The sequence below is a fragment of the Pseudomonas sp. PDM21 genome (assembly GCF_014852505.2).
In the GTDB taxonomy this organism is placed as follows: domain Bacteria; phylum Pseudomonadota; class Gammaproteobacteria; order Pseudomonadales; family Pseudomonadaceae; genus Pseudomonas.
This window is the reverse complement of sequence record NZ_CM181223.1, coordinates 3,726,284-3,748,975: the sequence shown is the minus strand read 5'-3', so window position 1 is coordinate 3,748,975 and position 22,692 is coordinate 3,726,284. Positions and strand designations below refer to the sequence as shown.

16 protein-coding genes are annotated in these 22,692 nt (G+C 65.7%); 9 read left to right on the top strand and 7 right to left on the bottom strand.

Annotation, left to right across the window (positions count from 1 at the left end; translation table 11 throughout):
* Positions 1-292: 292 nt before the first annotated feature.
* The 4 genes from IB275_RS17180 (at position 293) to IB275_RS17165 (ending at position 7,382) form a co-directional block, all read left to right on the top strand.
* On the top strand, positions 293-1,504 hold the full coding sequence (locus IB275_RS17180) for a TolC family protein (protein WP_151189669.1): 1,212 nt from the start codon (positions 293-295) through the stop codon (positions 1,502-1,504).
* 171 nt (positions 1,505-1,675) lie between these two features.
* Positions 1,676-2,926 carry an efflux RND transporter periplasmic adaptor subunit gene (locus tag IB275_RS17175; RefSeq protein ID WP_192295726.1) on the top strand — a complete coding sequence of 417 codons (1,251 nt, stop codon included), beginning with the start codon at positions 1,676-1,678 and terminating at the stop codon, positions 2,924-2,926.
* Positions 2,927-2,938: 12 nt separating this feature from the next.
* Complete coding sequence (locus IB275_RS17170; protein ID WP_192295725.1) at positions 2,939-6,079, top strand: CusA/CzcA family heavy metal efflux RND transporter; 3,141 nt, start codon at positions 2,939-2,941, stop codon at positions 6,077-6,079.
* A 205-nt stretch (positions 6,080-6,284) separates the two neighbouring features.
* Positions 6,285-7,382 carry a hypothetical protein gene (locus IB275_RS17165; protein WP_192295724.1) on the top strand — a complete coding sequence of 366 codons (1,098 nt, stop codon included), beginning with the start codon at positions 6,285-6,287 and terminating at the stop codon, positions 7,380-7,382.
* Between the two features lie 263 nt (positions 7,383-7,645).
* Here the strand turns inward: IB275_RS17165 and IB275_RS17160 are convergent, their stop codons facing one another.
* Entirely contained in the window at positions 7,646-9,019 is a 1,374-nt protein-coding gene (locus IB275_RS17160; protein ID WP_405308160.1) for an OprD family porin, read from the bottom strand.
* A 253-nt stretch (positions 9,020-9,272) separates the two neighbouring features.
* Here IB275_RS17160 and IB275_RS17155 point away from each other — a divergent pair, with 253 nt between their 5' ends.
* Positions 9,273-9,617, top strand: coding sequence for a cupin domain-containing protein (locus tag IB275_RS17155; RefSeq protein WP_184595441.1), 345 nt, complete (start codon positions 9,273-9,275; stop codon positions 9,615-9,617).
* 47 nt (positions 9,618-9,664) lie between these two features.
* Here IB275_RS17155 and IB275_RS17150 read toward each other — a convergent pair whose 3' ends face one another.
* Positions 9,665-11,248 carry a carboxylesterase/lipase family protein gene (locus tag IB275_RS17150; RefSeq protein WP_192295723.1) on the bottom strand — a complete coding sequence of 528 codons (1,584 nt, stop codon included), beginning with the start codon at positions 11,246-11,248 and terminating at the stop codon, positions 9,665-9,667.
* Positions 11,249-11,301: 53 nt separating this feature from the next.
* Positions 11,302-12,390, bottom strand: a complete 1,089-nt coding sequence (locus IB275_RS17145) for a polyamine ABC transporter substrate-binding protein (RefSeq protein ID WP_192295722.1) — start codon at positions 12,388-12,390, stop codon at positions 11,302-11,304.
* A gap of 157 nt (positions 12,391-12,547) precedes the next feature.
* On the opposite strand from IB275_RS17145, the gene IB275_RS17140 reads away from it, so the two are divergent.
* The gene (locus IB275_RS17140; protein WP_192295721.1) at positions 12,548-13,180 is read left to right on the top strand and encodes a TetR/AcrR family transcriptional regulator; all 633 of its coding nucleotides are present in this window, start codon (positions 12,548-12,550) and stop codon (positions 13,178-13,180) included.
* A 7-nt stretch (positions 13,181-13,187) separates the two neighbouring features.
* Here the strand turns inward: IB275_RS17140 and IB275_RS17135 are convergent, their stop codons facing one another.
* Entirely contained in the window at positions 13,188-13,880 is a 693-nt protein-coding gene (locus IB275_RS17135; RefSeq protein WP_192295720.1) for an MgtC/SapB family protein, read from the bottom strand.
* Positions 13,881-14,101: 221 nt separating this feature from the next.
* On the opposite strand from IB275_RS17135, the gene IB275_RS17130 reads away from it, so the two are divergent.
* Positions 14,102-14,410 (top strand): NIPSNAP family protein, encoded by a 309-nt coding sequence (locus tag IB275_RS17130; protein WP_192295719.1) that lies wholly within the window; start codon positions 14,102-14,104, stop codon positions 14,408-14,410.
* Between the two features lie 146 nt (positions 14,411-14,556).
* On the opposite strand, the gene IB275_RS17125 is transcribed toward IB275_RS17130, so the two are convergent.
* The 3 genes from IB275_RS17125 to IB275_RS17115 are packed head-to-tail and all read right to left on the bottom strand — an operon-like array spanning position 14,557 to position 20,290.
* Entirely contained in the window at positions 14,557-15,975 is a 1,419-nt protein-coding gene (locus IB275_RS17125) for an efflux transporter outer membrane subunit (RefSeq protein ID WP_192295818.1), read from the bottom strand.
* Positions 15,976-15,980: 5 nt separating this feature from the next.
* Positions 15,981-19,112 (bottom strand): multidrug efflux RND transporter permease subunit, encoded by a 3,132-nt coding sequence (locus IB275_RS17120; RefSeq protein ID WP_192295718.1) that lies wholly within the window; start codon positions 19,110-19,112, stop codon positions 15,981-15,983.
* A 26-nt stretch (positions 19,113-19,138) separates the two neighbouring features.
* Complete coding sequence (locus IB275_RS17115; RefSeq protein ID WP_192295717.1) at positions 19,139-20,290, bottom strand: MexC family multidrug efflux RND transporter periplasmic adaptor subunit; 1,152 nt, start codon at positions 20,288-20,290, stop codon at positions 19,139-19,141.
* A 196-nt stretch (positions 20,291-20,486) separates the two neighbouring features.
* On the opposite strand from IB275_RS17115, the gene IB275_RS17110 reads away from it, so the two are divergent.
* Both IB275_RS17110 and IB275_RS17105 read left to right on the top strand, forming a co-directional pair.
* Positions 20,487-21,047 (top strand): TetR/AcrR family transcriptional regulator, encoded by a 561-nt coding sequence (locus IB275_RS17110; protein WP_151186908.1) that lies wholly within the window; start codon positions 20,487-20,489, stop codon positions 21,045-21,047.
* A gap of 91 nt (positions 21,048-21,138) precedes the next feature.
* Positions 21,139-22,584 carry a SulP family inorganic anion transporter gene (locus IB275_RS17105; protein WP_192295716.1) on the top strand — a complete coding sequence of 482 codons (1,446 nt, stop codon included), beginning with the start codon at positions 21,139-21,141 and terminating at the stop codon, positions 22,582-22,584.
* Positions 22,585-22,692 lie beyond the last annotated feature (108 nt).

Sequence of the window (22,692 nt, the reverse complement as noted above, 5' to 3'; positions counted from 1 at the left end):
CTGAAAGTTATGTATGTCGCTGTTCTGTAAGGTTTTACAGAAGCGATTCAGTTTGTTCGGAGTGCCGCGAATTGTTTCCTGAAGTTACCTGGAAGAGGCGCGATGCCTTTTTAAATACATACAACGGGACGTCGGCAAATGGCCAATTACATGTTTGTAATTATCCAGTCACCTTGTCGCTAGAGAGGCACTTCTAGATTCGCCGGTGGAAATGACGGGATGCCGTCGAAGTTGACTCCACCGTGCGAGGTTCGCCGTGTTTTCAAGACGTACTGGATTTGCCGCGCCGGCAATGCTGCTGGCGTTGCTGCTCTGGCAGTTGCCAAGTGGGGCGCAGGCCCGCGAGATCGGTATCGAGGATGCCCTGCAGGCCGCCGCCAGCGGCAACCCCGAGCTGGCCGCCAGCGGCCGGGAAATCGGCATCGCCCAGGGATTGCGCGAACAGGCCGGCCTGCTGCGCAACCCGACGCTGTCCTGGGACCAGGAGGGCACCGATTCGCGCAATCGCACCACCACGATCGGCATCAGCCAGCCGCTGGAACTGGGCGGCAAGCGCGGCGCGCGGGTGGAACTGGCCGAGCGCGGCCAGGATGTTGCCGCACTGAGCCTGCAGGCGCGACGCAACCAGCTGCGTGGCGAAGTGATCGCGGCTTTCTACACGTCCTTGCGCGCCCAGGAACGGGAGCGCCTGGCACAGCAGTCGGTGGAACTGGCGCAGCGTGGTGTGACTGCGGCTGAGGGGCGTGTGCGTGCCGGCAAGGCACCGCCGCTGGAGGCCAACCGCGCGCAGGTGCAACTCGCCGAAGTACGCCTGGAGCAGTCCCGCGCCCGCCGCGAACGAGCCGACGCCAACCAGGCACTGGCCGCACTGATGGGCTTGGCACTGCCGGATTTCAGCGGCGTGCGCAGCGACAGCGTCGAACCCTTGCCCGGCCTGCCCAGCAGCAATCAACTCCTCGACCGCCTGGGCGACAGCGCGGAAATGCGCCTGGCGCAGACCCGCATCGATCAGGGCGAGGCCGCTGTGCGGCTGGCAAAGACCCAGCGCATTCCCGACCTCGACGTCAGCGTCGGCACCCAGGAGGCCATCGACGCCGGCAACCGCGACCGCATTGCGGTGATCGGCTTCAGCCTGCCGCTGCCGCTGTTCGACCGCAACCAGGGGAACATCCTCGCCGAATCCCGCCGCGCCGATCAGGCTCGCGACCTGCGCAACGCCACCGAACTGCGCTTGCGCCAGGAAACCCAGCAGGCGCTGCAGCAGTGGAGCACCGCCCAGGGCGAGGTGAATGCCTTCCGCCAGACCATCCTGCCCAGCGCCCAGACCGCCGTGGAGAGCGCCACGCGCGGCTTCGAGATGGGCAAGTTCGGCTTCCTCGAAGTGCTCGACGCCCAGCGCACCCTGATCACCGCGCGCGACCAGTACCTGCGCGCGCTGGCCCAGGTCAGCGATGCCTGGGGACGGATCGAAAGGGTCTACGGCGATGTCGGCGCGGCCCGCTAAGCGCCGCCGCGCCTGGTTCGGCCTGCTGCTCGTGAGCCTGACGCCGTCCGCCGCCGCGCCCATCGTCAGCCTGCCCGTGCACTGGTGCGTCCACGACCTCTTCAGCACCCTCCATCACCCTGCGGTGCCTGCGCTACGGCGCGGCGCCGGCGGAAATTTCCCGGAGCTTCCATGATCAAGAAAACCCCTCTCGCCGCCACCGTTCTGCTGGCCTCCGCGCTGGGCGTCTGCGCCTACGCCTGGATGGGCAGCGAACAGGCCGGCGGCAGCCACCTCGACGACGCGACCCATGCGGACGGCGAGCACCACGGCAACGCCGCGCCGACGCGCCATGCCGAAGCAGGCAGCCATGCCGATGGCGAGCATCACGCCGCCAAGCAAGCGCCAGCCGAAGAAGAGGGCCTGCACCTCAGCCCTGCGCAGATACAGGCTGCCGGCATCCAGCTGGCCACCGCCGGACCGAAGGCGCTGGACGAAGCGTTCAGCCTGCCCGGCGAGATCGGCTTCGACCAGGACCGTACTGCCCACGTCGTGCCTCGCACGCCAGGTGTGGTGGAGTCGGTGAAGGTGGACCTGGGGCAGAGCGTGAAGAAGGGTGAGCTGCTGGCGGTGATCGCCAGCCAGCAGGTTTCCGAATTGCGCAGCGAGCTGGCCGCTGCCCAGCGCCGGGCGAGCCTGGCGAGCAAGACCTTCGAACGCGAGCGGGAGCTGTGGCAGGAGAAGATTTCCGCCGAGCAGGACTACCTGCAGGCGCGCCAGGACCTGGAAGAAGCGCGCATCGCCCTGGCCAATGCGCAGCAGAAGACCAACGCACTGAGCGGCGTGTCGGCCAGCGGCGGGGGCAATCGTTATGAGCTGCGCGCTCCCTTCGATGGCGTGGTGGTGGAGAAGCACCTGGTGCCCGGCGAGGTGGTCAGCGAGACCACCGCGGCCTTCACGCTGTCTGATCTGTCGCGGGTCTGGGCCAGCTTCAGCGTGGCGCCGCAGGACCTGGCGCGGGTGCAGGTGGGCAAGCCGGCGCGGGTGGAAGCGGCGGACCTCGGCATGCAGGTCGACGGCCGCGTCAGCTATGTCGGCAACCTGCTCGGGGAGCAGACCCGCAGCGCGGTGGCTCGCGTCACCCTGGCCAATCCCGATGGCGCCTGGCGACCCGGCCTGTTCGTCAATGTGCGGGTGAGCAGCAGTGCGCGCCAGGTGCCGGTCGCGGTGCCGGAGCAGGCGATCCAGGAGGTGGAAGGCAAACCCAGCGTCTTCGTGCGCAGCGCCGAAGGCTTCGAACCGCGGCCGGTCGATCTCGGCGCGCGCAGCGCAGGTCTCGTCGAGGTGCTGGCCGGCCTTGTCGCCGGTGACCAGGTGGCGACTGAAGGCAGCTTCATTCTCAAGTCGGAGCTGGGCAAGAGCTCGGCGTCCCACGCGCACTGACGGAGCGAAAGCATGTTCGAACGCATCATTCGTTTCGCCATCGAGCAGCGCTATCTCGTGCTGCTCGCTGTCCTCGGCATGGCCGGCCTGGGCATCGCCAGCTACCAGAAGCTGCCCATCGATGCGGTGCCCGACATCACCAACGTGCAGGTGCAGGTCAACACTTCGGCGCCGGGCTTCACCCCGCTGGAGACCGAGCAGCGCATCACCTACCCGGTGGAGACCGCCATGGCCGGTCTGCCGGGCCTGCAGCAGACGCGCTCGATCTCGCGCTCGGGGCTGTCGCAGGTGACGGTGATCTTCAAGGACGGCACCGACCTGTTCTTCGCCCGCCAGTTGGTCAACGAACGCCTGCAGCAGGCCCGCGAGCAGTTGCCTGAGGGCGTCGAGTCGGCCATGGGTCCGATCTCCACCGGCCTCGGGGAAATCTTCCTGTGGACCATCGAGGCCGAGCCGGGCGCGCGCAAGGAGGACGGCAGCGAGTACACGCCGACCGACCTGCGGGTGATCCAGGACTGGGTGATCAAGCCGCAGCTGCGCAACGTGCCCGGCGTCGCCGAAGTGAACACCATCGGCGGCTTCGCCAAGCAGTTCCAGGTTGCGCCCGATACCCGTCGGCTGGCGGCCTACCGGTTGACCCTGGCGGATGTGATCGCCGCGCTGGAGCGCAACAACGCCAACGTCGGCGCCGGCTACATCGAGCGCAACGGCGAGCAACTGCTGGTACGCGCACCGGGGCAGGTGGGCAGCCTGGAAGACATCGCCAATATTGTGGTGGCCAATGTCGACGGCACGCCGATCCGCCTGCGCAACGTTGCCGAGGTCGAACTCGGCCACGAGCTGCGCACCGGCGCCGCTACCGAGGATGGCCGCGAAGTGGTGCTCGGCACGGTGTTCATGCTGATCGGCGAGAACAGCCGCACCGTCGCCAAGGCTGCCGCCGCCAAGTTCGATGAGATCAACCGCACGCTGCCGGCCGGGGTCAGGGCGGTGACCGTCTATGACCGCACACAACTGGTCGACAAGGCCATCGCCACGGTCAAGCGCAACCTTACCGAGGGCGCGATCCTGGTGATCGCGGTGCTCTTCCTGTTCCTCGGCAACATCCGCGCGGCGCTGATCACCGCCATGGTGATCCCGCTGGCCATGTTGTTCACCTTCACCGGCATGTTCAGCAACCGCATCAGCGCCAACCTGATGAGCCTCGGCGCGCTGGACTTCGGCATCATCGTCGATGGCGCCGTGGTGATAGTCGAGAACGCCATCCGCCGCCTGGCCCACGCGCAGCAACATCATGGCCGCATGCTGACCCGCAGCGAGCGCCTGCACGAAGTCTTCGCCGCGTCGAAGGAAGCGCGCCGAGCGTTGATCTATGGCCAGCTGATCATCATGGTGGTGTACCTGCCGATCTTCGCCCTCACCGGCGTCGAGGGGAAAATGTTCCACCCCATGGCCTTCACCGTGGTGCTGGCGCTGCTGGGGGCGATGATCCTCTCGGTGACCTTCGTCCCGGCGGCCATCGCGCTGTTCATCACCGGCAAGGTCAAGGAGGAGGAGAACCTGCTGATGCGCGGTGCGCGCCGTGCCTACGAGCCGGTGCTGGACTGGGTGATGGCACGCCGCGCACTGGTGTTCGCCGTGGCCGCCGTGCTGGTGCTGCTCTCGGGCGTGATTGCAAGCCGCATGGGCAGCGAGTTCGTGCCCAGCCTGGGCGAGGGCGACTTCGCCCTGCAATCGTTGCGCACGCCAGGCACCAGCCTGTCGCAGTCGGTGGCCATGCAGGAAAAGCTCGAGCGCCAGGTGCTCGACAAGGTGCCCGAGGCTCTGCGCATGTTCAGCCGCACCGGCACCGCGGAGATCGCCTCCGACCCGATGCCGCCGAACATCTCCGACGCCTACGTGATGCTCAAGCCCAAGGACCAGTGGCCCGATCCGAAGAAGAGCCGCGCGCAGCTGGAGGCGGAAATCCAGGAAGCCGCCAACGGCGTGCCGGGCAGCGCCTACGAACTGTCGCAGCCGATCCAGCTGCGCTTCAACGAGCTGATTTCCGGAGTGCGCAGCGACGTGGCGGTGAAGGTCTTCGGCGATGATATGGACGTGCTGAACAAGACTGCCGAGCAGATTGCCGGTGTATTACGTCAGGTGCAGGGCTCGTCCGAGGTGAAGGTCGAGCAGACCAGCGGCCTGCCGGTGCTCACAGTCAACATCGACCGCCAGCGCGCAGCGCGCTACGGGCTGAATGTCGGCGACATCCAGGACAACGTCGCCGTGGCCATCGGTGGCCGCGAGGCGGGCACGCTGTTCGAGGGTGACCGCCGCTTCGACCTGATCGTGCGCCTGCCGGAAAACCTGCGCAGCGACATCGACGCGCTGTCGCGCATGTTGATCCCGGTGCCGGCCCCGGCCAAGGCCACGGACTCGCGCATCGGCTTCATTACCCTGGGCGAAGTGGCGCGCCTGGAACTGGTGCAGGGGCCGAACCAGGTCAGCCGCGAGAACGGCAAGCGTCTCGTCGTGGTCAGCGCCAACGTGCGCGGGCGGGATATCGGCTCGTTCGTCTCCGAGGCCAGCGGCAGCATCGAGCAGCAGGTGAAGCTGCAGGCCGGTTACTGGACCACTTGGGGCGGCCAGTTCGAGCAGTTGCAGTCGGCGGCGCAGCGCCTGCAGATCGTGGTGCCGGTGGCGCTGCTGCTGGTATTTACCCTGCTGCTGATGATGTTCAACAACGTCCGCGACGGGTTGGTGGTGTTCACCGGGATTCCCTTCGCCCTCACCGGCGGGGTGGTGGCGCTGTGGCTGCGGGACATTCCGCTGTCCATCTCCGCCGGGGTGGGCTTCATTGCGCTATCGGGGGTGGCGGTGCTCAATGGCCTGGTGATGATTTCCTTCATCCGCAGCCTGCGGGAGGAGGGACGTGGCCTCGACGCAGCAATCCGCGAGGGTGCGCTGACACGCCTGCGCCCGGTGCTGATGACGGCGCTGGTGGCGTCCCTGGGCTTCGTGCCCATGGCCCTGGCCACCGGCACCGGCGCGGAAGTGCAGCGGCCGCTGGCGACGGTGGTGATCGGCGGTATCCTGTCCTCGACCACGCTGACGCTGCTGGTGCTGCCGGCGTTGTATCGGTGGATGCATCGGCGGGATGAGGAGGACTGAATAGGTTCGCGGTAAAGCACATGACCGCTCGTTGTCATGTGCCGTTCCACTGCGGCAGCCGCCCCGTAGCCTCCATAGTCTGGTGGCGACTGTAGCCCTGATGGGTGTGGCTCGCATCGTTCAAACTCACTTTTAGCCAATGGTTCAATTCCTATCTACGCTTCCCCTGCGCGCTGCTTTTCGACGCAAGAGCTCAACAAGGTTCATGCAACGTTCAGCAGGCGCAAATGACCAGGGATTGGGCCGCAGCATGGCTGGTCAAACAGGACTGCTGTCTGCGTACTTCAGTGAGGAAGTGATGCTCTATAAATGCATGCGTTGCGTAATGGTGTACGACGCGGAATTCGACGATGACCGGTTTCTCTGTCCGAACTGCCGTGACCGGGTATGGCCGTTTTCAGGTCCTCGGCCCGAGCACGTATCCGAAACTGAAATGGTATTGCCGCAGGAACCCATACTGCCGCTTCCACAGGTATCCCCGATCTCCTACGAGTTCACCCGGCTTACCAACGAAAATTTTGCTTTCTGGGAAAGCTACGTGTACCTGATGAGGTTCGTGGCAACTAATCTGCTTTCGTCTGAAGTCAGTTACGGTTATCAGCAAGCGGTAAAGGGTTTTCTCGACGCATTGAGTTGCTTCAAGAGAACGCCGACCAGCGAGGTGTGGGTGGCCTATGCGGTCTTTGGCTCGACTGTCGGGGTAACCCAGGCGGAGCACTTCGTGCGAATCGAGATGTGCATGACGGTAACTACACATCCGGATATCCCCATCTCTACCCACATGGGGATTTTCCGTTCGCCGCTGAGGATGGTGACGGTTCCCGCGCTGAAAAAAATCCGGCGTTTGGAGCACGGTGGAGTCAGTGTCCGTCAGTTGATGGAAGTCATGGAAAAAAACGGAAATCTGGCAAGACCCGTGCGTAAGCTCTCTGTCATGCTTCATGCGTTCGCCGCCGAGCGTTGTCTGCAGAAAAGTAGCGGTGTGAAGAAGGTCTTCATGATCACTGCGCCGCTGAAAAAGATGCTGCAAATCTTGCGGGAGAACTGTGGTACTTACGCGACTGAAGACATCTATTCAGAGGAGACAGGGGGCGTTTTGGCTGTCCAGGTTGGCGCTTCCCCATGGCATAAGTATTTCAATTTCGTCGTCACGAACATCCACCAGTATCCTTGGCTGACCGAGCTTGCCGATCTGAAGGGCGGGCGCCCGAAGATCGCCATCGAGCTCAAATCGCTGGAGGATGCTTTCGAAAGCACGCGTGTCGAGCTGATTCTCGACTGGCTGGAGAAATGGCAGTCCTGAAGGCGAGCGCAAGGGACGTATCTCATTCGGCGTGGGCTTCCTTTTGCGATGTCCGCCACGTAAAAAAAGGCGCCCATGTGGGCGCCGAGAGTTCCTCTCCCCCCAAAGGGCACGTGGAGCGCCAGGGAGAGGAGCAGTGCTGCGGGGAAATCATCACCAGAAGCCTTGGGGGGCGGTGATGGCTTCCGTTATACGCAGGCGCGCCTAACAGGAGGCTGAGGCGCAACTGACAATTCCGTCATCCGCCTGTCAGGCGCAGGCCGTCACAGAATCGCCAGCGGGTATTCGACGATCAGTCGCACTTCGTCCAGGTCCGACTCAAAGGCGGTGGCGCGGGTGGTCGCCTGGCGTACGCGCAGGGACAGGTCCTTGAGCTGGCCTTCCTGGAATACGTACTTGGCCTCGACGTCGCGCTCCCAGCGCTTCTGGTCCGTGAGCGGGTCGCCGTTGTCATCCGTGCGCATGTACACGGCGTTGGCGTTGGAATAGTCGGCGTCGGTGCCGCGGGCGTAGCGGGTCATGAAGCTCAGCCCCGGTACGCCGTAGGTGGCCATGTCGAGGTCGTAGCGGACCATCCACGAGCGCTCCTTCGGCGAGTTGAAGTCGCTGTACTGGATGGAGTTGTCCAGGTAGATGGAGTCGGCCTGGCGCAGGTAGTCGAAGTCGTTGTTGCCGTTGTTGCGCTGGTGGCTGACGGCGATGCGGTGGGCGCCGAAGTGCACGCCGGCGCTGGCGCTCCAGATATTGGTGTTGAACTCGCCGAGCAGCTCGCGGCCTTCGTCCTGCGATTTGTAGTAGTTGAAGCCGCCGAACAGCTCCACGGCCTCGCTGAGCGGGAAGTTCAGCGCAGTGCCGAAGTAGTACTGGTTCCAGGCGTCCTTCAGGCGGCTGCTGTAGAGGCTGATGCTGGCGTTGTCGTTGATGGCGTAGTCGCCGCCGCCGTAGGCGAGCCAGGCCGAATCCACCGGGCCTGCGTAGAAGGTGGCGAAACCGTCGTCCATCTGCCGCGACTGCGGCTGGCTCATGGCGTGCAGGCGGCCGCCCTGCAGCGTCAGGCCGTCGAGGCTGGTGTTCTGCAGGGTGAAACCACGGAAGGACTCGGGCAGCAGGCGCGAATCGCCGTAGTGCACCACGGGAGTCTCCGGGAAAACGTCGCCGGCCTTCAGCACGGTGTCCCACAGGCGCACCTTGGCCGCGCCGCCGGCCTTGGCGTAGTCGCTCTCGGTGCGCCCGTCGTTGTCGGTAGGCAGTACGTCCACCGAGCTGCCGGCGCCGTTGCGCCCGTCACCGGTGTCGAGCTGGAAGCCGACCATGGCGAAGGCGTCGACGCCCACGCCGACCGTACCCTGGGTAAAGCCGGACTCGAACTTGCCGATGATCCCCTGGGCCCAGACTTCCGAGTAGCCGTTGCCGCGCGGAGGCACTGACTGGCCGTGGCGGGCGTCGCGGTTGAAGTAGAGGTTGCGGTTGAGGATTTCCAGGCTGGAACCTTCGAGGAAGCCTTCGGCTTGCTCTGTGCTCTCTGCCTCGGCGAAGACGGTCGGCGAAGCAACCCCCAGTGCCAGCAGCGAAGCCGCCAGCGGAAATTTACGTCGGTACTTTCTATGCGTGCGATTCATGCGATGCGTGCGATACATGGATGTGCTCCCTAGGGCAGGATGGTTGGTGACCGCCTGCTGTTGTTGTTTTTGCCCAGGCGTGGCGAGGGCCACGGGCATCGTGTGGGAGCGCGGATAACGGCGAGATGAGCGGCGGATGACAAATCTGTCAGGGGGCGGATCAGAGCAGGGCGGGCAGCGCTGGCAGACATACCAATGTCGAATCCAGGCAACTCGCCGTTGCGGTTCGTGGCTAGGGTGACGGACCTTCACCGCAACGACTGGAGCTGTCATGTCCGATTTCATCACCGTACTGCGCGACACCTGCCCGACGCCCGTGCTGGACGCCACCAAGTGGAAGCGCATCGGCGGCGACCCGCACACCGTCAACCTCAATGCCTACCTGTCGGCGGACGGCAGCAAGATCATGGGCACCTGGATCTGCACCCCCGGCAAGTTCGAGGTGAACTACGAGAAGTGGGAGTACTGCCACTTCCTCGACGGCTATTGCGTTATCACCCCCGAGGGCGAGCAGCCGATTCACCTGCGCGCCGGTGATGTGTTCGTCATCGAGCCGGGCATGAAGGGCACCTGGGAAGTGGTGGAGACAGTGCGCAAGTACTTCGTCTTCGCCTGAGACAGGGCGCAGACGAGAAGGGGAGCCATTGGCTCCCCTTTGTCGTTTCAGCGGGCCGGGTAGATGTTCTCGAACCACCACTGGCGGCGCACGGCGTAGGGATCGGCCAGTAGCTCGGGTTGCTGGTCCAGGCTGAGCAGGGTGCGCTGCCCGGCGTCGTACCGCGGCCATTGCGGCAGCTTGTCACCAGGGGATTGGCTGGCGCCGGCGTAGTCCAGGAGCATGCCTTGCATCAGCCGTGACAAGCGATCGCTCTCGGCAGCGTCGGCGGCGTCCTGTGGCGTGCCGGCCAGCAAGCGGCCGACGTAGGTGTCCAGCTTGCCGAAGAAGTAGACCTGGTCGGCGGCGTGCTGGGCGCGACGACGCGGGTCGGTTTCGCGGTCGAAGCGGTAGACCTGCACCCGGTTTTGTGCGGCCAGGCCCTCCGCAGCCCAGAGCGCAGGCATGACGAAGGCGCAGTCGCCCAGCAGGTGCATGGCGCGGACGCCGTCGTCGTCCTCGGGGAATTGCGCGCGATACAGGGCCTTGGCGGAATCCTTGAGCGCCGTCGGGATGATCGCCAGGCGCTCCACCAGCGCATCGAGGCCGAGTCGGTCGAGGCTGTCGTCCCAGTTCAGCCACAGCCCCATCTCGTAGTGGGTGAAGCCGATCAGGATGTCGATACCGGTGGCTGCTCCGCGCCGGGCGAACTCGATGGGGTCCAGCTGCGCACTGGCGTGGGTCTTGGGCCAGAACAGCGAGTCCATGTGGAACAGCATGTCGGTGCGCTCGGACAGGGCGTGCACCTTGGTCATCAGGGCGTTGGTGTCCAGTTCCCGCAACTGCGCGAAGCTGTCGATGGCGCAATCGGCGAAGAATCCGCGCGCGAGTTCCTTTGCCGAGGCGTCGCTGAGCCCATGGCCGAGGTCGCCGCTCAACCCCGGCAGGCCGGCGTAGCCGCTCATCATCACAACGCGTTGCACCAGCCCCTGCAGATGACCGCCGGCGAGCAACCAGCTGATATCGATGCTGCCGGCGGATTCGCCCATCAGGGTGATGTTGCTCGCATCACCGCCGAACTGCGCGATGTTCTCCCGGATCCAGCGTAGCGCCTGGAGTTGGTCGAGCAGGCCATGGGAGTGCGAGCCGGCAAATTCCTCACCACCGAGCACGCTGACGTCGAGGAAACCGAACAGCCCGAGGCGGTAATTCAGTGAGACGAACACCACGTCGCCGTTCGCCGCCAGTACGTCACCGTGGTAGCACTTCAGGCGGCTGCTCTCCAGCCAGTTGGCGCCGCCATGGATCCACACCATCACGGGTTTGTCGCTGGCGGTCGGGTTACGGGTCCAGACGTTCAGCGTCAGACAGTCTTCGGAGCCCACCCACGGTCTTCCCGGCACTGGGGCGCTGTCGCTGAATTCGTCGTACTCGCCCTCGGTTTCGTCGAACAGCTGGGCGGCAGCCGGGCCGAAGCGCTCGGCGCTGCGAACTTCGCTCCAGGGGTGATGGGGTTGCGGCGGGCGGAAACGCAGTTCGCCCAGGGGCGGCTCGGCGTAAGGAATGCCGAGGTAGCGGTAGAGCCTGCTGGCCGGATCGTAGGCGCCGCGCAGTGGGCCCTGGGCGATGTGGATGAGGGTCTGGTCAGTCATTGCGAAGTTCCTGGCACGGACGCGGCGCCCGTCGTTGAAGCGGGGAATGGGAATCAGAGTCCGCTCTTGAAGCGGTTCCAGGCACGGGTCATCAGGCGCAGGTCCGCCGGCGTCGGGTTGGACTGCCAGAACATCTTCTGACGCACCGTTTCGGGCGGGAACACCGTGGGATTGTTCGCCACCTCGACAGGCAGCAGCTCCTGGCTGGCGGGGACTGCGGTGGCGTAGCCGACGGTGGCGGTGAAGTCGGCGCTGACCTTGGGCTCGAGTACCTGGTTCATGAAGCGGTAGGCGGCATCGGAATTGGGCGCGTTCCTGGGCATGGCCATGAAGCCGAACCAGGCGACCGTGCCTTCCCGGGGGGCGATGTAGCGGATGTCATCGTTCTTGCCGGCCTCCTGGGCGCGGCGATGGGCGATTTCGACGTCGCCGGACCAGCCCAGTACCAGGCAGACGTTGCCGTTGGCCAGGTCGTTGATGTAGCTGCCGGAGTTGATGTAGCGCAGGCTCGGCTTGATTCCGTCGAGCAGCTGGTTGGCCTGCTCCAGGTTCTCGCGGGTGGGCTTCTGCGGGTCGAGACCGAGGTAGTTGAGGACGATCGGATAGACGTCCTCGGGGCTGTCGATCAGCCCGACCCCGCAGTCCTTGAGACGGCTGACGTTGGCGGGTTTGAACAGCAGGTCGTAGGAATCCAGTGGCGCATTTGGCAGGCGCGCGTTGACGAGCGTCGCGTTCACTCCAAGACCGGTGGTTCCCCAGTCGTAGATGAAGGCGTGGCGGTTGCCCGGATCCTTGCCCTCGACGAACTTCATCAGCTGCGGGTCGAGGTTCTTCCAGTTGGGCAGCTTGCTGCGGTCCAGTTCCTGCAAGGCGCCGACCTTGATCAGCTGGTCCAGCGAGGTGCCGGAGGGGACGACCACGTCATAGCCGCTGTTGCCGGTGAGCAGTTTCACCATCAGCGTCGACTCATTGTCGAAGGTGTCGTACTGCACCGTGATTCCGGTGGCGGCCTGGAAGTCCTTGATGGTGTCCTGGCCGATCAGGTCTGACCAGTTGTAGACGCGCACCTGCTGCTGGGCGGCGCCGGCAGCGGGGATCGAGAGCGCAGTGAGCATGCCGAGCGCCAGCTTGATGCCTTTCATTTCGGTGGACCTCAGGGTTCTTGTTGAGAAAACTGTATTTTTCTACAAAGTTGTAGTCAACTACAATTTATCAGCGGCGCTGGCATGGCTTTCCCGATATCATGGCTTGAGTAGAATGCTTGCCGTCCATCCCCTGCAGAACCGAAACGGAGCCGCCATGCCCGCCCGAAAGCCCGCCGCCGAAACCTCGCTGCGTGAACGCAAGAAGGAAAAACAGCGCCAGGCGCTGATCGACGTTGCCACCGAGCTATTCCGCGAGCGCACCTTCGCCAGCACGCGCATGGAGGACATCGCCGCCGTGGTCGAGGTAGGGGTGACCACTGTCTACAACTACTTCCCCAGCAAGCACGAGCTGCTGGTGGCGATCATCGATAACCAGGTGACGCTGGCGCAGCACAAGGTCGAGCGAGTGCTGGACGCATTGCCGGTGGAGCCGGTGGACGGGCTGGTGAAGATGATCGGCGCCGACTACGGCAATATCGACCGCATAGAGGACAAGCGCCTGTGGCGCGAACTGCTGGCAGTGATGCTGTTCGCCAGCGCCGAGCACGTAGAGATCGAGCAGTCACGCAGCCGCTTCCGCAAGGCCCTGGACCGGGCGCTGGCGAGTTACATCGAACGCGGGAAGCTGCGTGCCGATTGCGAGGTCGGGGCAGTGGTGGACATTGTCTACGCCATCTATGCCTATCACTTCCGTAGCCTCGCCTGTGCCGACAAGGCGCGCACGCGTGATGCACTGAAGCTGGTGCGCCGTGACATCGAGGTGCTGCTGCGCCCGCACCTCGCGTGAGGCGGTCCTACTGCGGCCCGTCGCTGACCGACCAGCTGGCCGCCGATACGTAGGGCGCCAGGGCCAGTTCGCCGACCAGGGCTTCCAGCAGGCTGTCCTTGTCGCTCGGTGCCAGTACCAGGGCGGCCACTTCCACGTCGCCGCCGGTCTTGCGCGCGTGGCTTTCCAGGCTCTGCAGGGCAAGGCCGTTGGCGCTCAGGCGGCGCAGCAGGGTGGAGCGAACCAGTGCTTCCTGGTGGGCCTCGGTGACGGCCTGGACCGTGTAGTAGCGCTCGCTGCTCGGCTCGATAGGGGCGTGACGCTGGATCCAGCGGGTCACCGAGGGCAGGGTGAGGTTGCACAGCACGATCAGCAGGGTGGCGACCAGCGCCGCCGCAAGGAATCCGGCGCCCGCCAGCACGCCCACCGCGCCGGTGCACCAGACCGTGGCGGCGGTGCTCAGGCCGCGCACGCTGAGGCCATCGCGCATGATTACGCCAGCGCCGAGAAAGCCGATGCCGGTGACCACCTGGGCGGACATGCGCACTACCTGGTCCTCTGCGTTCATGAGGAAGGGCAGGGTGGCGAAGGTGGCTGCGCCGAGCGCGACCAGACCGTGGGTGGCGACGCCGGTGAAGCGCTGGCGCCACTGGCGCTCCATGCCTATCAGGGCGCCAAAGCAGAGCGCCGCGAAGAGGTCGAGGACGATTTCGAAGGACATGCCTTTGTACTCCGCGCCGGTCTTGCGCCAGCGCCCGTGGGAAGGGGCATCGTGCCCCCGGTGATGAAGAAGGAGAGGTCAGTCTACCGGGCTGTCAGGGCGCGCGGGGTGACATAGGGCAGCGCGCTCCAGCACGAGCGGTCGCAGGGTGAATCCTTGTATCGATGGGCGGCTTTGCCCGGTACAGTGGCCGTCCCTTTCACCGCAAGAGAGTCGGCAAGATGGTCACCTGTTACCTGCGCTACGTGCTGGACCCGTACAAGCTCAAGGAATTCGAACACTACGGCCGGTTGTGGATCCCCCTGGTGGAGCGCTTCGGTGGCCAGCACCACGGTTACTTCCTGCCTTCCGAGGGTGCCAGCAACATTGCCCTGGCGATGTTCACCTTCCCCAGCCTGGCCGAGTACGAAAGCTACCGGCAGCGGTCCATGGATGATCCCGAGTGCCAGGCCGCGTTCCGTTACGCGGAAGAAACCCGCTGCATCCTCAGTTACGAGCGCAGTTTCTTCCGGCCGGTGTTCGGCGACTGAGTTCCGGACACGGATAGCGGCGTCGTGCGCCATGGCGGCGGATAACCCGTTCTGGGTTATCCGCCCTACACGCTGCGCCGACCCGAGCCGGTTGATCGCAGGGCGAATAACGCCTCTGGCGCTATTCGCCGTAGCAGGGCAGACGATCAGCGCTGCGCCGTGACGTCACCGCTCCAGCCGCCGCCGAGGGCGCGGAACAGGTCCACCAGGGCGATCTGCCGCTGGGTGCTGGTCTCGATGTAGGCCGACTCGTTGACGAAGTTGCTGCGCTGCGCGTCGAGGTAGCGCAGGTGGCTGTCGACGCCGCCTTCGTAACGCGCCTTGGCCAGCTTCAGCGTTTCGTTGGTGGTGTTGGCCAGAGCCCGACGCGCGGCTTCCTCGCGTCGCAGGGTGTCGGTCGCTGCCAGTGCGTCGGCCACTTCGCGGAACGCCGTCTGGATGGTGCCTTCATAGGCGGCTACGGCGGAGTCCTTGCGCACCTTGGCCAGATCGAGGTTGGCGCTGTTGCGGCCGGCATCGAAGATCGGCAGCGACAGGGTCGGCACGAAGCTCCACGAACGCGAGCCGCCGTCGAACAGCCCGGACATCTCAGCGCTGGAGGTGCCGAAGCTGCCGGTCAGGCTGATGCGCGGGAAGAACGCCGCGCGGGCCGCGCCGATGTCGGCGTTGCGCGCCTTCAGCACATGCTCGGCGGCGAGGATGTCCGGGCGCCGCTCGATCAGCTCCGACGGGGTTCCCGGCGCGATGTCCTGGATCAGCATGGACTTGTCCTGCGGTACCTGCGGGATGCGCTTGGCCGCGTCGGATGTGCCGAGCAGCAGCACCAGTGCATTGAGCGCCTGCTGTTTCTGCCGCGCATTGCTTTCCAGCTCTGCGCGGGACTGTTCGACCAGCCCGAGTGCTTCCTGATAGTCCAGCGCCGTGGCCGCTCCAGCGGTGCGTCGCTGGCCGATCAGGCGCAGCGAGTCCTCGCGGCTGGCCAGGGTCTGCTCGGTGAGCAGGTGGCGGCGCTGGGCCCCATCGTAGGTGAGGTAGGCCTGGCTGACCTCGGCGATCAGCGCGATGCGCGCGCTGCGGGCGGCTTCCTCGGTGGAGAGGTACTGCTCCAGCGCAGCGTCGGTCAGGCTCTTCACCCGGCCGAACAGGTCCAGCTCGTACTCGGGCAGCGCCAGGCCGACCTGGTAGCTGCTGCTCACCGCCGAGCTGCCGCTGTTGGACAGGTCCGCCGGCAGCCGCTGGCGGTTGCCGTTGGCGGCGCCGCTCAGGCCGGGCACGCGGTCGGCGCGCTGGATGCGGTACTGCGCGCGGGCCTGTTCGATGTCCAGCAGGGTCTGGCGCAGCGAGCGGTTGTTGTCCAGAGCGATGTTCACCAGCTCACGCAGTTCGCTGTCGACGATGAAGCTCTGCCAGTCCAGGTTGCTGGCCGCAGTACCGGGCTGGGCGGCGGGGCCGCTCCAGCTCTGCGCCACCGGTGCTTCCGGGCGCTCGTAGGTGGGCGCCATGGAGCAGCCGCCCAGAACAATAGCCAGCAGCAGCGCGCTGGCGGCAAAGGCAGGTTTGCGCAGGGTGGTCATTGCGCGGCCTCCGTGGGTTGATGCGCAGGTTTGGGTTGGCGACGCAGCAGCGACAGCAGCCAGACGAAGCAGATGGGCACGAAGATCACCCCCAGCAGCGTGGCGCTGAGCATCCCGCCGATCACCCCGGTGCCGATGGCGCGCTGGCTGGCGGCGCCGGCTCCGCTGGCGACCACCAGCGGCACCACGCCGAGGATGAAGGCCATGGAGGTCATGATGATCGGGCGGAAGCGCAGGCGCGCGGCCTGGATCGCGGCGTCGCGCAGGCTGTGGCCCTGTTCCCAGAGCTCTTTGGCGAACTCGACGATGAGGATCGCGTTCTTCGCCGCAAGACCAATGATGGTGATCAGGCCGACCTTGAAGTACACGTCGTTGGGCAGCCCGGTGACCGTCACCGCGAGCACCGCGCCGAGGGCGCCGATGGGCACGATGAGCATCACCGACAGCGGGATCGCCCAGCTCTCGTAGAGCGCCACCAGCAGCAGGAACACCACCAGGATCGCCAGGGCGAACAGCTGGGTAGCCTGGCCGCTGGCGACCTTCTCCTGGTAGGAGAGGCCGGTCCACTCGTAGCCGATGCCGGCCGGCAGCTCACTGACCAGACGCTGCATTTCCGCCATGGCTTCGCCGGTGCTGACGCCGGGGGCGGCGTCGCCGGAGATGCGGATCGACGGATAGCCGTTGTAGCGTGCCAGCTGCACCGGGCCTTCTTCCCAGCGGGTGCTGACGAAGGCGGACAGCGGCACCAGCTCGCCGGCGCTGTTGGGCACGTAGAGCTTGAGCACGGCCTCTGGGGTCATCCGGTCGCCCTGTTCGGCCTGCACCACCACGCGCTGCTGGCGACCCGCGTTGGCGAAGTCGTTGATTACCGAGGAGCCGAACGCGGTGGACAGCGCGCTGCTGATGGACTCGAAGCTGACGCCCAGGGTGCGTGCCTTCTCGCGGTCGATCTCCAGGCGCAGCTGGGGAGCTTCGGCGAGGCCTTCCATCATGGCGTAGAGGATCTTCGGGTTGCCGTTGGCTTCGCCGAGCAACTGGTCGCGGGCCGCCAGCAGCGCCTCGCGGCCGAGTCCGGCGCGGTCCTGCAGGCGCAGCGAGAAGCCGCCGGAGTTGCCCAGACCGTCGATCGGCGGCGGGGTCACGGCCATGATCGCGCCGTCGCTGATGCCGGCGAAGCGTTCGTTGATCGCCGCGGTTTCCGCCTCCGCGGACTGCGATTTGTCACGCACGGACCAATCCTTCAGCGTCGGGAAGGCCAGCGCGGCGTTCTCGCCCATGCCGGAGAAACTGAAGCCCATCACCAGGAAGGAGGACGCGACGGCCTCGCGTGACTTCAGGAACTGCTCCAGCTCCTGGCCGGTGACGTCGGCGCGCGCACGAGTGGCGCCCGGCGGCAGCTGGATGTCGACGATCATGTAGCCCTGGTCTTCCACTGGCACGAAGGATTCCGGCAGGCGCAGGTAGCTGTAACCGAGCAGGGCGACGATGCCGGCGTAGATCAGCATGTAGCGCCCGGCACGTTTCACCAGCGCGGTGTTGAGCAGCGTGTAGCGTTCGGTCAGCCGGTTGAAGCCACGGTTGAAGGCGCCGAAGAAGCCGCGCTTCTCGTGGTGACCTTCGGGGATCGGCTTGAGCAGCGTCGCGCACAGCGCCGGGGTGAAGGTCAGGGCGAGGAAGCCGGAGAACAGGATCGACACCGCCAGCGACAGGGAGAACTGCTGGTAGATCACGCCTACGGAGCCAGCCATGAATGCCAGCGGCATGAACACCGCCGACAGCACCAGGGTGATGCCGATGATCGCGCCGGACACCTGGCCCATCGCCTTGACCGTGGCGGCGGCCGGGGAGAGGCCTTCCTCGGCCATGATCCGCTCGACGTTCTCCACCACCACGATGGCGTCGTCCACCAGGATGCCGATGGCCAGCACCATGCCGAACATGGTCATCATGTTCACCGAGAAGCCCAGCAGGTACATCATCGTCAGCGTGCCGAGCAGGCACACCGGCACCACGATGGCCGGGATCAGGGTGTAGCGCACGTTCTGCAGGAACAGGAACATCACCAGGAACACCAGCACCATGGCTTCGATCAGGGTGTGGATCACCTTCTCGATGGCCACGTCGACGAAGCGCGAGGTGTCGTAGGGCACCGAGTACTCGACATCGTCGGGGAAGTTCACCGACAGCTCGGCCAGGCGCTCCTTCACCAGCGCGGCGGTCTGCAGCGCGTTGGCGCCGGGGGAGAGCTGGATGGCACCGGCCACGGTGGGCTTGCCGTCCAGGCGCGCGGTGAAGTTGTAGCTCTCGCTGCCCACTTCCAGGCGCGCCACGTCGGCGAGCTTGACGGTGGAGCCGTCCGGATTGGCGCGCAGGACGATGCGGCCGAACTCCGCCGGGTCGTCCAGGGTGCCTTTCACGGCGAGGGTGGCGGTCAGCTCCTGCTCGGTGCTGCCGGGGGAGGCGCCGAAACTGCCGGCCGGTACCTGCACGTTCTGCCCGCGAATGGCGTTGCCCACGTCATCGATGGACAGGCCGTAGCCGACCAGCTTCTGCGGGTCGATCCACACGCGCATGGCGGCTTCGGAGGAGAAGAACTGCAGCTTGCCGACGCCTTGTACGCGGCGCAGCTCGTTGTTGATGTTGCGCGCGGCGTAGTCGCCCAGGGCGGTGGTATCGGTGCGCGCGGAGCCTTCCTTGTAGTTGAGCGCGTAGATCAGCAGGAAGCCGGCGCTGGTCTGCTCGACTTCCAGCCCCTGCGTGAGCACGGCCTGGGGCATGCGTGCCTCGGCCTTCTTCAGGCGGTTCTGCACGTCGACCTGGGCCAGCTCCGGGTTGGTGCCGGGCTGGAAGGTGACCACCACTTCGGCCATGCCGTTGGAGTTACTGGTGGACTCGAAGTAGAGCAGGCCCTTGGCGCCGTTGAGCTCCTCCTCGATCACGCTGGTGACCGAGTCCACCAGTACCTGCGCGGAGGCGCCGGGGTAGGTGGCGGTCACGGTGATCTGCGGCGGCGCCACGCTGGGGTACTGGGCCACCGGCAGCAGCGGGATGGCCAGCAGGCCGGCCAGGGAAATGAACAGCGCCACCACCCACGCGAAGTTGGGGCGCTTGATGAAGAACAGTGACATGGGAATTCCTCGCGGCGATCCTCGCCTTACTGGCGCGACGCCTGCTGTTGCTGCTGGGCGTGACGGGCTTCGACCTTGGCGCCCGGCTGCAGGCCGGTGAGGCCGCCGACGATGACCTGGTCGCCGCTGGCCAGGCCCTGGCTGATCTGCCAGCGCGAGCCCTGCATGGCGCCGGTCTGCACCTGGCGGGTCTCGACGCGGCTTCCGGCGCCGATCACCAGCACGTGGGCAGTGCCATCGGTGGCGCGCTGCACGGCGCGTTGCGGCACGAGAATGGCCTTGGCGTCGGTGCCTTGCGGGGCGGTGACGCGGACGTACATGCCCGGCAGCAGCAGGCCATCGGCGTTGTCGAACTTGCCGCGCAGCGAGACCTGGCCGGTGCCACGGTCCACCGAGATATCGGTGAACAGCAGTTCGCCCTGGCGCTCGTACTGCGTGCCTTCGACGCGCAGGCTCAGGGCCTGGCTCTGGCCGGCGGGGAGGTTGCCGCTCTTGAGCGCTTCACGCAGGCGCAGGGCATCGGCCACCGGCTGGGTGAAGTCGGCGTAGATCGGGTCGAGCTGCTGGATGCGCGCCATCAGCGTGGCGTCGCCCTGGCCGACCAGCGCACCTTCGGTCACCAGCGCACGACCGATGCGCCCGGAAATCGGCGCCTTGACCGAGGCATAGCCCAGGTTCAACCGTGCCGTTTCCAGGTCGGCCTGGGCCGAGCGTACCGAGGCCTGGGCGCTGCGCAGGTCGGCGGTCGCGGTGTCGAAGTCCTGTTGGCTGACCGCTTCGATCTTCACCAGTGGCTCGTAGCGCTTCACCCGTGCCTGGGCTTCCTGCTGCGCGGCCTGGGCCCGCGCCAATTCTCCTTCGGCGCGGGACACGGCGGCTTTCAACGGCGCCGGGTCGATCTGGAACAGCAGGTCACCGGCCTTCACGTCAGCGCCTTCCTCGAAGCGCTTCTGCACCACGATGCCCGCCACCCGTGCGCGCACTTCGGCGACGCGCATCGGCTCGATACGACCCGGCAACTCCGAGGTCAGGGTGAGAGGCTCGGTCGCTACCGCCACCACATCCACCGGGCGCGCCGCCTCGACAGCTGCCGGCGGCTCGCCGGATTGTCCGCAACCCGCCAGTGCCAGCGCTGTCACCAGCGCACTGATTGTCCCTACTGCACGCAACCTGCCCATGTTTCACCCGGGGTCTGTCTTTCTAAGAGGTTGCGTATGATCTTTCCGAAGCTAAAATGAGTCAATATTGACTCATGTGAAACAAGTGTGAGCAAAAGTGTCATTTCCTTTGGTAGGTTGGGACTTTTTCTGCACAATGCAGCTATCCCACCCTTTCCCTTGACCCTCTGACCGGTCACCGACCCGAGGCCCGCTGATGTCCCTGACTGCCCATGATGAACGACTCCTCAAGGCGCTTGCCGCCGCCATCGTCGACCGCCCGCGGGCGACGCTGAAGGAGCTCGCAGAGTCGGCAGGGGTGAGCAAGGCGACGCTGCACCGCTTCTGCGGCACGCGCGACAATCTGGTGGAGATGCTCATGAGTTACGGCGAGCGTGTGCTCAATCAAGTCGTCAGCAATTGCGAGCTGGAGAGCGCCGAGCCGCTGACGGCTTTGCGCAAGTTGATCCAGGAACACCTGACGCACCGCGAAGTGCTGGTCTTCCTGATGTTCCAGTACAGCCCTGACAGCCTTGACCCGTGCATGGACGGTCGCTGGCAGTCCTACAGTGATGCGCTGGATGCCTTCTTCCTCCGCGGCCAGCAATCCGGCGTGCTGCGCATCGACGTGACGGCGGCGGTGTTCACCGAACTCTTCCTGTCGATGATCTACGGCATGGTCGATGCGGAGCGGCGCGGGCGCGCGGCCAGCTCCAGTTCGGCGACCGTGCTGGAGCAGCTGTTCCTGAACGGCGCAGCGGCGCCTGCCAAGGCCTGACGCACTTCCATGCGGGATTAGCGGGTGGTGGCTGGACGTGGTTTTCCGTACCATTGCCGGCCCTTCGTGTTCCCCGCTTCCGAGTAGAAAAATGAAACCCGCCCGCCTGCGTGCCGATGTCCTGGCCGGACTCACCACGTCCTTCGCGCTGGTGCCCGAGTGCATCGCCTTCGCCCTGGTCGCCCACCTCAACCCGCTGATGGGGTTGTACGGCGCCTTTATCCTCTGCACCCTCACCGCCCTGTTCGGCGGGCGCCCCGGCATGGTGTCCGGCGCCGCCGGTTCGATGGCGGTGGTGATCGTCGCGCTGGTCGTGCAACACGGCGTGCAGTACCTGCTGGCGACCGTGCTGCTGGGCGGGGTGGTGATGATCCTGTTCGGCCTGCTGCGCCTGGGCAAGCTGGTGCGCATGGTGCCGCACCCGGTGATGCTGGGCTTCGTCAACGGCCTGGCGATCGTCATCGCCATGGCCCAGCTCGAGCATTTCAAGGACGGTGAACACTGGCTCAGCGGCAACCCGCTGTACGTGATGCTGGGTCTGGTGGCAGTGACCATGGCAGTGGTCTATGGGCTGCCGAAGCTGACCCGCGCGGTGCCGCCGGCGCTGGTGGCGATCCTCGGCGTCGGGCTGGCGGTCTACCTGCTCGGCCTGCCGACCCGCACCCTGGGCGACATGGCGCACATCGCTGGCGGCCTGCCGCAATTCGCGTGGCCGGATATCCCGTGGAACCTGGAAACACTTCGGATCATCGCGCCCTATGCCTTCCTCATGGCCATGGTCGGCATCCTGGAAACCCTGCTGACCCTCAACCTCACCGACGAAATCACCGAGACCCGCGGCTTCCCGGACCGCGAGTGCGTGGCCCTGGGCGCGGCCAACATGGTCTCCGGTGCCTTCGGCGGCATGGGTGGCTGCGCGATGATCGGCCAGACCGTGATCAACCTCAGTTCCGGCGGCCGCGGCCGGCTTTCCGGCGTGGTCGCGGGGGTGATGATCCTGCTCTTCGTGCTGTTCCTCTCGCCGCTGATCGAGCGCATCCCGCTGGCGGCGCTGGTGGGGGTGATGTTCGTGGTGTCCCAGCAGACCTTCGCCTGGGCTTCGCTGCGAGTGCTGAACAAGGTTCCGGTGAGCGACGTGCTGGTGATCATCGCGGTGACCGCCATTACCGTAGCCACCGACCTGGCCACCGCGGTGTTCTGCGGGATCATCCTGGCGGCGCTGGATTTCGCCTGGAAGCATGCCCGCGAGCTGTACGCAGACATCCATGACGAGGCCGATGGCAGCAAGCTGTACCGCGTCCACGGCACGCTGTTCTTTGCCTCCACCACGCCCTTCCTCAATCAGTTCGACCCGGCCGGCGACCCGCAGCAGGTGACCCTGGACTGCGCGCACCTGAGCTTCGTCGACTATTCCGCCATCGCCGCGCTGATGACCCTGCGCGAGCGCTACAGCAAGGCGGGCAAGAACCTGCGGGTGGTGCACCTGTCCGAGCGCTGCAAGCAGTTGCTCAAGCGGGCCGGCGCGCAGCACGCCTGAGTTGCGGAGCGGGCTGGCAGGGTTGTGTGCTTTGTAGGATGGTGTGGAGCGAAGTGATACCCATCGATCCCTGCGCCAGCAGCATGGGTATCGCTGCGCTCCACCCAT